This is a genomic window from Aquimarina algiphila, from assembly GCF_947494415.1.
GTDB lineage: Bacteria > Bacteroidota > Bacteroidia > Flavobacteriales > Flavobacteriaceae > Aquimarina > Aquimarina algiphila.
The window spans coordinates 111,775-127,885 of sequence record NZ_CANLVC010000012.1 but is presented as its reverse complement, the minus strand read 5'-3'; the positions used below and the strand labels follow the sequence as shown (position 1 = coordinate 127,885).

11 protein-coding genes are annotated in these 16,111 nt (G+C 33.3%); 5 read left to right on the top strand and 6 right to left on the bottom strand.

Features of this window, described 5'->3' with window-relative positions; genetic code table 11:
- Positions 1-37 precede the first annotated feature (37 nt).
- From PQF96_RS26810 to PQF96_RS26790, 5 genes are read right to left on the bottom strand one after another with little or no spacing between them, the layout of a single operon-like run.
- The gene (locus PQF96_RS26810) at positions 38-1,870 is read right to left on the bottom strand and encodes a M1 family metallopeptidase (RefSeq protein ID WP_408629618.1); all 1,833 of its coding nucleotides are present in this window, start codon (positions 1,868-1,870) and stop codon (positions 38-40) included.
- A gap of 8 nt (positions 1,871-1,878) precedes the next feature.
- A complete protein-coding gene (locus PQF96_RS26805) occupies positions 1,879-3,555 on the bottom strand; it encodes a S8 family serine peptidase (RefSeq protein ID WP_271770025.1) in 1,677 nt (558 codons plus the stop codon).
- Positions 3,556-3,568: 13 nt separating this feature from the next.
- Positions 3,569-4,429, bottom strand: a complete 861-nt coding sequence (locus PQF96_RS26800; protein WP_109436261.1) for an MBL fold metallo-hydrolase — start codon at positions 4,427-4,429, stop codon at positions 3,569-3,571.
- Positions 4,430-4,471: 42 nt separating this feature from the next.
- Positions 4,472-6,736 carry a SulP family inorganic anion transporter gene (locus PQF96_RS26795; protein ID WP_271770022.1) on the bottom strand — a complete coding sequence of 755 codons (2,265 nt, stop codon included), beginning with the start codon at positions 6,734-6,736 and terminating at the stop codon, positions 4,472-4,474.
- Complete coding sequence (locus PQF96_RS26790; RefSeq protein WP_271770020.1) at positions 6,737-7,594, bottom strand: universal stress protein; 858 nt, start codon at positions 7,592-7,594, stop codon at positions 6,737-6,739. It lies immediately after the preceding gene.
- Positions 7,595-7,729: 135 nt separating this feature from the next.
- Here PQF96_RS26790 and PQF96_RS26785 point away from each other — a divergent pair, with 135 nt between their 5' ends.
- The 3 genes from PQF96_RS26785 (at position 7,730) to PQF96_RS26775 (ending at position 10,521) form a co-directional block, all read left to right on the top strand.
- Entirely contained in the window at positions 7,730-9,565 is a 1,836-nt protein-coding gene (locus PQF96_RS26785; protein WP_109436263.1) for a cation:proton antiporter, read from the top strand.
- Positions 9,566-9,715: 150 nt separating this feature from the next.
- Complete coding sequence (locus PQF96_RS26780) at positions 9,716-10,141, top strand: hypothetical protein (protein WP_109436264.1); 426 nt, start codon at positions 9,716-9,718, stop codon at positions 10,139-10,141.
- Between the two features lie 140 nt (positions 10,142-10,281).
- Positions 10,282-10,521, top strand: coding sequence for a hypothetical protein (locus PQF96_RS26775; RefSeq protein WP_109436265.1), 240 nt, complete (start codon positions 10,282-10,284; stop codon positions 10,519-10,521).
- 31 nt (positions 10,522-10,552) lie between these two features.
- Here PQF96_RS26775 and PQF96_RS26770 read toward each other — a convergent pair whose 3' ends face one another.
- The gene (locus PQF96_RS26770; protein ID WP_271770018.1) at positions 10,553-11,611 is read right to left on the bottom strand and encodes an endonuclease/exonuclease/phosphatase family protein; all 1,059 of its coding nucleotides are present in this window, start codon (positions 11,609-11,611) and stop codon (positions 10,553-10,555) included.
- Between the two features lie 107 nt (positions 11,612-11,718).
- Here PQF96_RS26770 and PQF96_RS26765 point away from each other — a divergent pair, with 107 nt between their 5' ends.
- The gene (locus tag PQF96_RS26765; protein WP_271770016.1) at positions 11,719-14,604 is read left to right on the top strand and encodes a TonB-dependent receptor; all 2,886 of its coding nucleotides are present in this window, start codon (positions 11,719-11,721) and stop codon (positions 14,602-14,604) included.
- Positions 14,605-14,692: 88 nt separating this feature from the next.
- Positions 14,693-16,096, top strand: coding sequence for a DUF5689 domain-containing protein (locus PQF96_RS26760; RefSeq protein WP_271770014.1), 1,404 nt, complete (start codon positions 14,693-14,695; stop codon positions 16,094-16,096).
- Positions 16,097-16,111 lie beyond the last annotated feature (15 nt).

Below are 16,111 nucleotides of genomic sequence, written 5' to 3'. Positions count from 1 at the left end.
CTAAAGCCGGTTTCTTCTATAAAAATTCTTTTATAAATTATTCAGAAAAACTATTGTTACTAGGGTTTATATCAGCTAGTGTATTACTAATATCTATAGTTATTGATTTGATTTCAGACTTTGATTTTGAAAGATCCAAGTAATAATTTGGATTAGTCCATGGCCAATCTGCTAAAACTGTACGTTTCATTGATGAAATTGGATTTGCTTTTTCTGCACGCATCATTCTTAAAGGTATATAAAATGACTCTATTGTACTGTCTTTGTATTCTACATAAACATCTAAAGGCATAGGCATTTGCCCAATTCGTTCTAAAACGACCTGAGTTCTATTATTATTTTCTGTTATTTCTTTAATACCATAATCAATAGTATTGGTAGTTTGAGTCCAATCGGTTAAATACCAATCTAATTGCATTCCTGATACTTTTTCTGCTACCCTCTTAAAATCATTAGGAGTAGGGTGTTTAAATTTCCAATCATCAAAATATCTTTTAATTGTTTTAGCAAGATTATCTTCTCCTATGATATATCCTAGTTGAGATAAGAAAACAGCTCCTTTAGAATATGCAGAAGCGCCATATGCAGCATTATGCATATAACGATCAGCTTGTGTAGTTTGTGGCTGTTCTATACCAGAAGTTGCTAGTTGATAATATCCGCTGTAAATTCCACGTAATGAATTAGGATTATTTTGCTTCATAACTTCATTCATAGCAAGTGTAGAAATATAACTAGTGAATCCCTCATCCATCCATTCATGTTTGGATTCGTTAGTTGCTAGAATATGTTGAAACCAGGAATGTGCCATTTCATGTGCAGTAACGCCGACCAAACTACCAAAGCTTCTTTCACCAGTAATTAATGTACACATTGCATACTCCATACCACCGTCACCGCCTTGGAGGACAGAATATTGTTCGTAAGGGTATTTTCCTATTTTTTCACTGAAATAATTCATGAGTTCAACCGTTTTTGGTTGAAGATCTTTCCATTTATCAATAATTTCTTTATTATTCTTGTATAAAAAATGAAGTGTAGGTCCATTAGGAACTTTTACCACATCATGCAGATATTCTGGATCAGCGGTCCAAGCAAAATCATGAACTTTTGGAGCTTTAAAATGCCAAGAAAGTTTTTTTCCTTTTTTAGTAACTTTAGTACCCGGCTTTTCATAACCATGTCCAATCTCTTGTGGGTTTTGCAAATACCCCGTACCTCCTAGAACATATTTTTTATCAATGTTTATCGTTACATCAAAGTTGCCCCAAACACCATGAAATTCTCTTGCTATATAGGGGTGAGCATGCCAACCCTCGAAATCATATTCTGCCATTTTTGGATACCATTGGGTCATCGACAATGCAATTCCTTCTTTATTGTTTCTACCAGAACGACGTATTTGTAAAGGAACTTGACCATTAAATTTCATTGAAAAAGTTGCTTTTTCACCAGGCAAAACGGGTTTATCTAATTTAACTTCGAGAACGGTACCAGAAGTTTCATAAGTAATAGGTTTTCCGTTTTGTGTTAAAGAAGAAACTTTGAGATACCCTATTTCATCAGGTTTAAGCTTACTTATTCTATTTCCAACCCTAGGGTCTGGATCAGGAAAATTAAGAGATCTAATATCCATTTCACTTCCCGGTTGAAATGCGTTAAAATACAAATGATAGAAGACCTGATATAAGGTATCTGGAGAATTATTAGAATAGATTAATTCTTGTGTTCCCTGATATTGAAAGTTTTCAACATTCATGTCCACTTTCATAGTATAGTCTACTTCTTGTTGCCAATACGAAGTATTGTTTTGCGCAACTATGGTGTAGATTCCTATAAAAAAGATAAAAGCAATTTTTTTAAACATCATACTAAAAATTATTTAGACAATTTATCTGCCATAATAAAAGCATTATACAGATTCACCATTTTACCAGACTTGGATAAGTTTGAAAAACTTCCAACATTGGTTTGTTCACCACCAATGACCACAGAGGTTTTTGTATTTAATCCACTATCCATAAGTATTTGTTTTACTTGTGCTGCTTTAAGAGACGGAAAATATGATCTAATTAATGCTGCAACACCAGCGACAGCAGGAGCAGCCATAGAGGTTCCTTGTAAATATTCGTAAGAATTGTTAGGAGTAGTAGACCAGATTTTAACTCCTGGAGCAAATGCATCTACATTGCTTTTTCCATAATTAGAAAAATCTGCGACAAGATTTGATCCGTACACATAATTTAAAGCACCAATAGTAATAAAGTTATCCGCTATTTCTGTGTTATTATCAGTTTGATCATTAGGGTATACTGCTTTTTGATCTAAGTCTGTTCCTTCATTTCCAGCAGCATTAACAATAAGCACATCCTTGGATGCAGCATAACGAATTGCTTCTCTAACCCATTCTGGATGCGTACTATAGTATTTACCAAAACTAGTATTAATCACTTTTGCACCATTATCTACAGCATATCGTAATGCTAGAGCTATATCTTTATCATACTCATCACCATTAGGAACTGCTCTGATAGCCATTATTTCTACATTTTGAGCTACGCCATTCATCCCTTTACCATTATTTCTTTTTGCAGCAATAATACCTGCCACATGGGTTCCGTGTTTTAGTCCTTCTTTTTTAGGATCAGGCCCCATCACATTACTGTTACCATATTTGGTATCTGTTATATCATCAACATTATCACCAACCACGGTTCTTCCATCAAACTCTGCGTTTAAATTATAATTTAGCTGTTCTGTAAAATGATCTATACCTTCTTTAATACTTTTTATAAAATCTGGTATGGTATCTCCTGGATCCATGAATCCAAACATTTGAGCCAAAAAAGCAACGTATTGTTGCATTTCTGCTGTTTTAGCTTCGGTTTTTAAAAGCTCTTCTTTAGAATAATCCTCTTTTCCTAGAGCAGCCGAAATAGCTTTATGAGAAGCTTCTGAAAGTTGTAGAATTTGTTCGTATTGTATTTTTTGTCCCGAATTTTCTTGATATTCCTTTTCGAATTGGGCTTTTGCCTCAATATAATTTTGATATTCACCTCGATCAGCTTCTGCAACAGAAGCTAAAGTTTTACCAGTATATTTTGGTTTAAGCTTTTTCATAATTCTTACAAACTCCAGGTTTTCATCTTCAGAATCACCTAAGAAGTTCCATCCGTGGATATCATCTACATATCCATTATTATCATCATCTTTTCCGTTTCCTTTGATTTCCTTTGGATTGGTCCAAACAACTTCTTTAAGATCTTCATGTTCTATATCAACACCACTATCGATAACACCAACGATTACCTTTTGTCCTTTTTTATTCTGAATAAGTTCAGTGTATGCTTTATTTACACTCATTCCCGGAATTGTATCAGATACTAAATCAAAAGAATTCCAATTCTTCAATTGATTTTCAGTAAGATCCATGTTTTTTAAAGGAATAGAATCAATATTTTCTATAGGAACAGAAATAATAGAGGGGCTACCACAACTTGCAAGAATCATTGATGAAGCAATAGTAACAAAAACTTTATTTGATGATAAAATCATTTGATTTTTTCTTTTAATTAAATATTTCATAGCAGGTAAAAACTTCTTTAAGACGTACACCTTTTTCTGTATGTCGTACGGTTATTATTTCATTATGAGCATCATGCTCCAGGAATAAATACCAACCATTTGTTGCGGCATTTTCAAGAAATAGCTTCTTTTCATCTAAGGTCAACAATGGCCTGGTATCATATCCCATCACATAAGGTAGGGGTATATGACCGACTGTAGGCAGAAGATCTGCCATAAACACAATCGTTTTACCTTTGTACTCTATATGTGGGATCATTTGCTTTTCTGTATGTCCATTAACAAATAGTACGCCAAAACCTAATTCAGAGTTTTTTTGAAACGAAGTATCTGTTCTGGATATAAAGTTTAATTGACCACTTTCTTGAATTGGGATGATATTTTCTTTAAGGAATGATGCTTTTTCTCTAGCATTGGGTTCTACTGCCCATTGCCAGTGCTCTTCGTTACTCCATATTTTAGCATTTTTAAAAGCCAATTCATATCCAGTTCGAGCATTATTCCATTGTACCACACCGCCACAATGATCAAAGTGTAGATGCGTGATAAAAACATCAGTAATATCATCTCTGTGAAACCCTTTTTCTTTTAGAGAAGCGTCTAGACTATCATTACCCCATAGCGAATAATGGCTAAAGAATTTTTCTGATTGCTTATCTCCCATTCCAGAATCAATAAGAGTTAACTTTTCACCATCTTCTATAAGCAAGCATCTTGCAGCAATATCTATAAGGTTATTTTGATCTGCAGGATTTGTTTTATTCCATAGTACTTTAGGAACGACTCCAAACATGGCGCCTCCATCAAGTTTAAAATTTCCTGCTTTTATTGGGTATAAGTTCATAATCAACTAAAAATCTTTGCAAAATAGAAAAAATGATAAGGATCAGGATTTAATTTTTGGACTTTTTAACACTATTTCGTTAGATTGTATACTAGATATAACTTTTTCTAAACGAGTTCCATAGTCTAGAAGTGCTTTAATCTCTTTAATACTTGCCAGGCGTTCTTTTCGCATTACTAATAAATAAATACCGTTACATTCTATATGATAATACGGGTTACTTTCAAAAAACAGGACTAGTTCATCTTTAAAAAATGATCTAATTTGCTCGGGATGTTCTCCCAAAAGATAAAATCGTTTAGAAAAATCAGGACGCCCCTGTATGTTAATGTCTTTGAAACCAGCAAATTTATATACAAATTCTAACAAACCTTCTTTGTCAAGTGTAAATTTAGGAATCTCAACTTTCAAGTTTATAGTTAAAACAGTTGTTCTGACAAGTGTTCTGGCGATAAACTCTCCTTCAGAAAACTCAATGTCTGAAATTTTGAAAATTGACTGAGTGTCGTAAATAGAATTGTTTATATAGTTGATTTTTTTGGTTTTAAAAAACACAAAATCTTGTACACTAGAAATATCAATATTTTTTTTTGGATCATACTGCCAAGAAAAATTAGATGCAATATGTTGTAGATCAACTTGTCTTTTGGTAAAATTAGATGTTGCGCTGATTTTAATTTTTTTAGAGAAAGGAATTAAACTTCTTACTGCGAGAGGATGTTCTGAAGAAGTGCCGTGAATATCAAGTCCAGTAATTTCAAAAGACCCTCCTTTTCGTTTAAAAGTTTCTTGATATCCTATTAAGCTTTCCTGTACTGTATAGTCTACAAAATCACAAAGCGAAAAATCTATAATTGCATCTTGAGTCTCAGGGATGGTATCAAGTCTTCTTTTTAGTTGTGAATAATTCATAAAGTTTGAAAAATTCTTAACACTCACAAAATAATTACCATTGATTTCTTCTTTAAACATAAGTACATTAGGCTTAAAAAGGTTTCTGGCAAAAAACATAACACTTTTATTTAAAATAAAATGTATGATAATAGTTGCTAAAATTCCGATTAGAATTCCTGTGATTAGATTGGTAGTTATTGTAGCTATAATAGTGGCAAAGAAAATAAGAAGCTGTTCTTTACCTATTTTTGCCACATCTTTCAGGTTTCTGGGAGCGGCTAGTTTATAACCTGTGTAGACTAAAATTGCTGCTAATGCTGTAAGTGGGATTCTTCTAAGTTGATCCTGAAACAAAACGACAAATAGAATCAGGAAAATAGAATGGAAGAAATTTGAAGTTCTGTTTGTCCCTCCATTGTTCACATTGACAGAGCTTCTGGCAATTACTGTAACTACATTGAGACCACCAATAAAACCACTAACAATTGATGCAATCCCTAATGCTGTTAGATCTTTATTTACATTAGATCTTCTTTTTACCGTATCTAACTTATCTACAGCTTTTATACTCAATAATGATTCAATACTTGATATTAATGTAATGGCAAGTACTACACTTATAAATTTTAAGTCAAAAAGCAAAGAGAAATCAGGAGAAGGAAAATTAGAAAAAACGTCATCAGGCATCTGAACCAAAAGTGAAGTATCTATGGGATAAGGCTGACTAGAAAAAATTTCATAATAATAACTTAAACCAATGGCCAAAAGAACAATCCACATAGGTGCAGGAACTAATTGAAAATATTTGTTCCTGATCTTGCCATAAAAAACCATTATAAGAAAGCTTATAATTCCAACCAGTGCTGCAATAGCAACAGCTCGGTATTCTGGGTTGAAGAGCACTAAAATACTATCTGGAATACTAGCCAATAAGGAAATGGTATCACCTTTTATACTTGTATTAGCAAGCATAACATGAAACTGTTTTGCGAAAATACTTATTCCTATGGCTGCTAACATACCCTGTATAGCAGAAGAAGGAAAATAATCACTTAAAATGCCTAATCGTAATTGACCTATTATAATCATTAATGCACCAGAACAAATAATAGCGGCTAAAGTAAAAAGATACCCTTGAAAGACATCACCATTTGCAAGGGTGGTAATAGCGCCAAGCAAAACAACCACTAATCCATTCCCCGGGCCCGTTATGGTAACATTAGAACCTCCAAAAATACTTACAATAATCCCTCCGGCAACAGCTGCAATTATTCCAGAAATAGGAGGCGCTTCTGAAGCTAATGCCAAACCTAATCCCAAAGGCAGAGCAATTAATGAAACCACAAAACCAGAAAAGATGTTTTTTGGCAACTGCGATATAAAACCAGATGTTGTAGTGTTCGTCTTTTCCATTTATCTCATTATTAGAACATCTGTTGGTAATTCTGATAGAATATGTTCGATATCATGAATAAAAATACGGTCCAAAAACGTAGTTCTATCTGGAGCGTTCATAATGAGTAAATCTGCCGCAACGACTTTTGCATAATGCCCAATAGAATATCCTCTCTTTCCAAAAATGGATTGCGTTTTAATTAAAATACCACTTTTAATATCTTCAGGTACATCATTAAGAATATGCTGTACTCTAATATCTTCTTTTTTTGCTAATTGTTCTTTTATTAGCGTGTCTTTAAGTAAAGATTGGTCATCTTCTACTACGATTTTAACTTCTTGATGAGAAATTTCTTCTATGATTGTGAGTTTTTGTGCACCCAAATTTTGTGCAACTTCAAAAGAATCAATGATGGTTTGCTTTGTTTTTTTATCCTTAAGACCATTGACCACAATGTGATTACAAGGCCTCAAATCTTCTGAAGGTTTTATAATTAAGAGTACAGAGCAATGAGCATTTCTTGTAATTTTTCGAGCAATTGATCCTATGTAGAATTTAAGAAAATCCTCTCTAGGGATAGCCCCAAGCATAATAAGATTTGCTTTATGTTGTGTGGCAGTATCAATAATAACGGTTACAGGATCACCTTGTTTCCAAATAATAGTTACTTTTTCATCATCTTCAGAAAACCCTGAAATTAATTCTTTAATTTTTTTTTCTTTTTCTTGTGTTTTCTCTCCTACATGGACTATAATCAATTTTGAATCAAAAAAATCGACGATCCGCATGGCTTCAAAAATATTGTTTTTTAGATTAGGAGAAAAGGCTACGCCAATAAGAATAGTATTAAATTTATGATTGAATAATTCGTTCAAGACCGTTTTTAAATTTTTAAATTTTAAGTGGGGTAGAATATAGACTTAATTTTTGAAACCTGAAAATAGCATTTATTTCTACTGTGTTTTAAAAAATAATGATCTTTCTTGTATATATTTGGGTAAAGACAAATCATGTTAGAACTAGCAGGAATAATTATTTTAGGGATTTTGGCACAATGGGTGGCTTGGAAATTTAAAATCCCAGCAATTTTACCGTTGATTTTAATCGGACTTTTGGTAGGTCCTTTTGCCACGTTATATACAAGTGATGGGACCAAACTGATACAACCAATCTGGAATGGTACTAAAGGTTTGTTTCCTGGAGAAAGCTTGTTTTATTTTGTGTCTCTCGCTATAAGTATTATTCTTTTTGAAGGTGGGCTTACCCTTAGGAGAAGTGAAATTTTTAATGTAGGGCCAGTGATTATAAAATTAATTACAGTTGCTGTGGTCGTTACATTTTTTGGAGCAGGATTAGCTGCACACTTTATTTTTGAACTTTCGTGGCCCATTTCATTCTTATTTTCTTCATTAATTATTGTAACAGGTCCTACTGTTATAACACCAATTTTAAGAAATATACCTCTTAAGAAAGATGTATCTGCTGTACTGAAATGGGAAGGGATTTTAATTGATCCTATAGGGGCCTTAGTAGCAGTTTTAGTTTTTGAGTTTATCAGAGTAGGAGGAGGCGAAGAATTTACGTTTACAGCATTAATAGAATTTGGTAAAATAGTATTATTTGGTTTTACCTTTGGTTTTACTTTTGCACACGGACTTGCTTTTTCTCTAAAAAGGAAGATTGTTCCTCATTATTTGTTAAATGTAGTTACATTAGCCACAGTATTAGGTGTATTTGTATTGTCTGATGTTTTTGCTCACGAATCGGGACTACTTTCTGTGGTAGTCATGGGAATGGTGCTGGGAAACATTAATCTTCCTCATATAGATGAGATTTTATATTTTAAAGAATCACTTAGTGTTCTTTTAATTTCAATATTATTTATTCTTTTGTCTGCAAATATTAATATTGAAGATTTACAACTAATATATAACTGGGAAGCAGGTTTACTTTTTATCATTGTCGTTTTTCTGGTTAGGCCATTGGGAGTATTTCTAAGTTCAATAAATTCGGGACTCAAAATCAAAGAGAAACTTTTTATTAGTTGGGTAGGTCCAAGAGGTATTGTTGCTGCGGGGATTGCTTCATTATTCGGGTTAAAACTGTATAAAGTAGGTGTGCCAGGAGCAGAGTATATTACTCCTTTAGTATTTATGATCGTACTTGGAACCGTTTTACTTAATGCTACAACAGCACGTCTTTTTGCTAAATTAGTTGGGGTTTTTCTTAAAAAATCAGATGGGATTCTAATCATTGGCGCCTCCAAAGTTTCTAGACTTATTGCAGTATATATCAAAAAAAATAATCGTCATGTAGTATTGGTAGATAGCAATAGGGATAATATAAAGAAAGCAAAAGATCTTGGTCTAGAAGCAGTGGAAGGAAATATTTATGGAGATCAACTTAAGGATAACATCGAATTAAATGACATAGGATATCTTATGGCACTTACCGGAAATAGTGATATTAATAAATATGCAATAGATAAATTTAGAGACCAATTTGGGGAACATGGATCATTTAGATTAATTACTACAGAAGAGATGAAAGACCCAAAAAATAACCCTCAGGAGGGATTATTTTCTCATACAGATGATTATTATAAACTTATTGAGCTTGCCGAAAAATATCCTGGAATTCAGGAAATACAAATCAAAGATAAAAATCATTACAAGGTCATCATAGAACTAACCAAAGAAGACCCAGAAATTATCCCTTTATTCATTAAAGATAACGTTAAAAATATTAGAATTATATCATCGCACAGTGAAGAAATAGAGAGAGTAGAAGATGGTAGTTTTTTAGCATATATAGGTAAACCTATTGATATAGAAGTAGTAAAATAAAAATATTGATTTTTGATATCCCGCTCTAATATACTGTCTTTCAAAACGTGAAAGATATCTCTTTATAAAACCCTGTTATATAGGCTTTTTGTAGAATCCGGTTTAATTTTCTTACTTTTGAAGCTACTTAACCTAAAACTAAAAAGTAAGATGAGAAAACTTATGTATGCTGTTGCATATGTCCTTACCCTTGGATTTGCAGCATGTGGGAGTGATGACGATGTAGATTGTGGCGAAGCAAATGTAGCCTTATCAGAGGCTGCAGTGGCATATGGCGAAAATCAAACGTCTACAGATGTTTGTAATGCTTATAGGACGGCATTAGAAACTGTAGTAATTAATGGTTGTTTTGCCGATGATGAGGCAAAAGAAGCTTTAGAGGAAGAATTAAAAAGAATAGGTGATTGTACCTTTTCTGGGAGAACATGTTTAAGTTGTACTAACAGCGGAATAACACAGACGATATGTAGAGGTGAAAATGGAAATGCTTTTATTGTTGATGGCGATGAAGATACTGAAGATAAAGACACCGGGATTCCATATAGCAGATATATAGAACTTTCTGATTGTGAGTAATGCTTACTTACTTCGTAGAGAAGATTAAATAATATATATAAAAGAGACCTTTTTGGGTCTCTTTTTTTAAACTTAAATATTTGTTAATCAACATTCTTGCTTCTATATTCGTGATCAGAATTTAACCTAATACCAAAATTATGAAAAATCTTATGTATGTTGCAGTATGTATCCTTGTACTAAGCCTTACTGCATGTGGTAGTGATGATGATGGAAATGGAAATTGCAGAACATGTTCGAATGGGCCAGTAAGTATTGAAGTTTGTGATAACGGAGACGGAACTTTTAGTGTAGAAGGAGGCGCAGCTCAGGATATTCCAGATGGCTCGACTTTTGATGAACAATTTAATGCTGCATGTGCTCAAATCGGGGCAAACTGAATTTAAGAAATATGTTTTTAGAAAAAAGGGATCATTTTGATCCCTTTTTTTGTTTGATGAGATATACATAAACAGGAAAATGGTCACTATATCCACCTGTATAAGAACCACCAGCAAAACTACGAAATGGATATCCTTTATACTTACCTTTAGAAGTAACTAAATATTCTGGATTAAATATACCCGCTTTATAATATCGATAACTAGAATAGTCTGTGAATAAGAGGCTTGCAGAAACAATAATTTGATCAAATAAATTCCATCGATCTCCCCAGGCTAGAGAACCCATCCCCTTTTTGGCCATAGCATACATTGGATTGTATACTTCTTTTAAAAAAACCTCTTTTTTATGCTGTTTTGCTCCTAGAACCTTTTTAACACTTACATTATTAGGATTATCATTAAGATCACCCATGGTAATAATTTTTGCGTAGGGGTCAATAGCAAATAATGAATCCATTATTTTTTTATTTAATACTGCCGCTTTTTTTCTTTTGTATTGACTCCTGGCTTCACCACCCCTTCTTGAGGGCCAATGATTTACAATAATATGAATTAGATCACCATCAAGATACCCACTTACCAGCAATTGATCCCTTGTATATACTCGTTTATTGGTGTTTGTGTCATAAAGTATGAGTTCGTGAGTACTAGTGTTTTTAGGTTTAAATAACCTTTTTTGATATAATAAAGCAACATCAATACCCCTTCGGTCAGGAGAATCAAAATGAACAATGCCATAGTCTTTAGCTATCAGACTAGAATCATTAACAAGGTCTTCTAAAACCTTTCTATTTTCTATTTCGGCGACACCCAAAATAGCAGGAGCATTTTTTGTTATGGTTATACCCAACTCAGAAATTGTAGTTGCCATGTTTTTAACCTTCTGGTTATAAATTTGATATGTCCAATGGTCCTTTCCATTTGGAGTTCTATCATCATCAAATGTTATTGGGTCATCTTCAGGGTCAAAAAGATTTTCCAAATTGTAAAATGCAATGGTATGAATCTTATACTCCTTCTTTTCCTGTGAAAAAAGAGATGAGGATAATAAAAAAATCAAAAATATGGTGGTGCTTCTTAAGATCATAAAATTGTTTTAGAGTTAGAAATCAGATGCAAATATTATTTTTTCCAGTGTCGAAAAATGAAACTGGGATATTTTATAATTGCCATTAATTAACACAAACAAGATTTATGGTGTATCACTTTTTTAATCCAAAACAGATTGTATTGATCATTTTTTGTAGCATTTCTTTTTTACAAGCTCAACAAACAGAGTTAAAAGGAAAGATCATAGATGCAATATCAGGAAAAGGTCTTGAAAAAGTATCTATAGAAATTGTAGAATCAAATGTTTCTATACTAACAAATGCTAATGGTGAGTTTGATTTTGGTCATGTGGTACTTCCTTTAGGAGAGGAAATACTTGTCATTTCAAAAAAAGGATTTATAACCAAGCGTTTTCCTATTATTATTAATGAAAATAAAGCCCTGGACCTGGGTGACATAGATTTACAATATGATTTTAATGATGAGCAACTGCAAATAGGAACTATTAGCCTTTCTGATAATGAATTGGATGAAGACAATGACATCTCCTTTAATGCAGCAGCTTTACTTCGGTCTACTAGAGATGTATTTCTTAATGCGGCTGCTTTTGATTTTAGTTCGACATTTTTTCGCCCAAGAGGTTTAGGAAATGAGAACGGAAAGGTTTTAATCAATGGCATAGAAATGAATAAACTCTTTAATGGAAGACCACAGTGGAGTAACTGGGGAGGATTAAATGATGTGCAACGTAATCGTGAGTTTTCTCAAGGGATTTCAGAAAACGACTATACTTTCGGAGGTCTTTCAGGAACTTCCAATATCATTATGCGTGCTTCCAAATATCGTAAGGGAGGAAGAATCTCTTATGCCTCCTCTAATCGTACGTATCTAGGGAGAATAATGGGAACGTATAATTCTGGTGTGATGACCAATGGATGGGCTTTTTCTGTATCACTAGCCAGAAGGTTTGGTAATGAAGGTTTTGTTGATGGTACATTATATGATGCAAACTCATTCTTTATTTCAATTGAAAAAAAACTAGGGAAAACACATAGCCTTAATCTAACTGGGTTTTATACTCCAAATCGCAGAGGGAGATCGACTGCAATTACAGAAGAAGTATTTAATCTAAAAGGAAATACATATAACCCTAATTGGGGATATCAAGATGGAAAATTAAGAAACTCCAGGGAGCGAAAAATTGAAGAACCTATTGTGATGCTTAACCATTATTGGAATATCACTCCGAATACCTTAATAAATACAAATATTGCGTTTCAAACAGGTAGTATAGGAAACAGTAGAATTGATAATGGAGGGAGTGATTTAATACAAGGACCAAATGGACAACAAACTTATATCGGAGGAGGAAGGAGTGCAGACACAAATCCAGTGCATCCAGATAATTTACCTAGTTCTTTTTTGAAAAATCCAAACCCTAGTCCATTGGATTATCAAAATGCTTTTTTAGCACAACAAAACTTAATTGATCGTGGTCAGTTACTTTGGGATGATTTAATTCGAACCAATCAACAAAACACACAACAAGGAGGTAATGCTACGTATATTTTATACGAGGATAAAACCAAAGATATGCAACTTAGTAGTAATGTTATAGTAAACAGTAAACTCAGCTCAAATATCACGTTAAACTCTGTGATTAATTATAGAAGTTTAAAAAGTCAAAATTTTGCTGAGGTAACCGATCTTTTAGGTGGAGTAGGGTTTTTGGATGTAGATGTATTTGCTTTATCAACAAGCGGATTGACTTCTCAGGAATTAGTAAATAGAGCACAAAGTGATTTGCGTAACCCTAATCGTATTGTTGGAGTCGGTGACCGTTATGATTATAACTATGAGATTGATGCTTCAATACTTGATGGGTTTATTCAAGGGCAATTCAAATTTAATAGAATAGATTTCTTTTTAGGAGGTACAGTTTCAAAGACATCTTATCAAAGAAATGGGATATTTGAAAATGGATATTTTCCGGGAAATGCATCTTTTGGAAAAAGTGAACCCATAGATTTTACAAATTATGGAGTAAAAGGAGGAGGAACTTTTGCTATCAATGGACATAATTTCATTACGTTTCAGGGTGCATATTTTAATAAAGCGCCCACAATTCGTAATGCGTTTGCGAATGCAAGACAAAATAATAATACTATAGCAACATTGATTGGAGGAACTCAGGAAAGTGAAAAAATTCAATCTGCAGATGCAAGTTATATATTTCGTTCTCCAAAAATCAAAGCCAAAGTAACAGGATATTATACAGGTATACAGGATGCAACTAATATTTCTTTCTTTTTTACTGAAGCGATATCTGGATCTAATGTTGGTTTTGTGCAAGAGATTCTTACTGATATTGACAAGCTTCATATAGGAGGTGAGTTAGGGGTCGAATACCAAATCACACCTTCAATAAAACTTAAAGGTGCGGCTGCATTAGGAAGCTATACATATGTTAATAACCCGGATTTGATTTTAACCAGCACGAGTGATGCCTTTTTGGAAGTTCAGGGAACACGGGATTTTGGAAAATCTTTTTTAGAAGGATATCATATTGCAGGAGGCCCACAGCGTGCGGCTCAATTGGGTTTTGAATATCGTGATCCCGATTTTTGGTGGTTTGGAGCGACAACGAATTATTTTTCTAATGCATATATAAACATTAGCCCTTTTGCAAGAACTTCAAATTTTTATCAGGATACAGATGGTTTGCCATTCAATAATTATGATGAAACTATTGCTCAAACTCTTTTAGAACAGGAGCAATTTGAGGATTACTTCCTAGTAAATGTGATTGGAGGTAAATCCTGGAGAATCAAGAAGTATTATATAGGTTTTTTTGCATCGATTAATAATATTCTGAATCAGGAATATAGAACAGGAGGATTTGAACAAGCCAGAAATGCAAATTATCGATTAGCACTAGAAGAATCTCAGCGCAATACACCCGTTTTTGGTTCTAAATATTTCTTTGGATACGGAACCTCGTACTATTTAAACGTATATGTAAGATTTTAAAACCAGACCTCACAGGTCTTAAAGACCTGTGAGGTCTATCCATATAATTGAGTAAATAATAATTTCATGCTAACAAAAACATCTAAAAATGTATATAACCAACATAAAGAAAATTTTTATCGTCCTTATTTCGACTTGTATTTTTACTACTTGTTCATCAGAAGAGGAGTTTAAAACTCCAGAATTGGTAGTTGATGAACCCCAAATTGAAGGAACTATAGTTACCATTGATGCGATACTAGGAGTTCTTGGTCAGGAATTAGAAAAAGAAGGAGAAAATGCCAAAGTCGTTTTTGAAAACACAAACAATATAATAGAAGGCTATGTGGTGTCAAGTGACAAAGCCAGTAATTTTTTTAAAGAATTAGTACTTCAGGATACGCACACGAATCCATCTTCTGGCGTACGGGTATTAATTGATGATAATCCATTATTTACAACCTATGAGTTTGGCCGTAAAGTTTATATTAAATTGGATGGTTTATCTCTGGGTATCAAAAATGGGATTCCAACTTTAGGAGTTTCAGAAGGAAATGATATTAGTGCGATTCCGTCATTTTCTATAGACAAAGTTGTTATTAGGTCTGCAGAAATAGCAACAATTATACCTTTAGAAATTACTTTAGAAGATTTTACAGATAAATTGCTTAATCTGTATATTAAAATTGGTAACATTCAGTTTAACAAAAACCTCGTTCTAAAAGATAATGCCTTTACGTTTGCAGCAGAAACTAATGACAAATTTGATGGTGAACGTATCGTCGAAAGCTGTATAACAGGAAGAACAACAGTATTGAGCACGAGTACATTTTCAGACTTTAAAGGTCTTACCTTACCATCAGGTCAAGGGAGTTTTGAAGGAATCTTAACCAAGAATTTTTTAGGAAACAGGTATAATCTAGTACTTAATAATCCAATGGGATTAGTTTTTGATACAGAAACGAGGTGTGACCCAACTGTTTTAGAATGTACAATTGATTCAGAAAGTACTACGGTGTTATTTGAAGAGGATTTTACAGATCTTAAAATTAAAGATCTGGTAAATTCTGGATGGATTAATATCAATACAAATAATGGAAAGTTGGATTATGAAATAGGAGATTTTGATAACAATCAATATGCACAGATAACAGGATTTAGATCCAAAGAAAGTCTATACGAGGTATGGCTCATTACACCAGATATTAATCTGGACATATCAACAAACGAATTCTTAAATTTTGATATACAAGCTGGATATGATAATGGTAACATTATGGAGGTTTTTGCTACTAATAATTTTACAGGGGATCCAGTAACCACAATATGGACAAAACTCGACGCAACAGTACCAAGAGGCCCTCTAAATGCTTTTGGCAATTTTGGTTCAGCTGGACCAATACGTCTATCTTGTGTTGAGGGTGTCGTTAGAATAGGTTTTAGATACATAGGAGGGGACCCAAGAGCTACAACACGATATCATATTGATAATATTAAGGTTAGCGGTAAGTAAGAAAAATATTTTTGT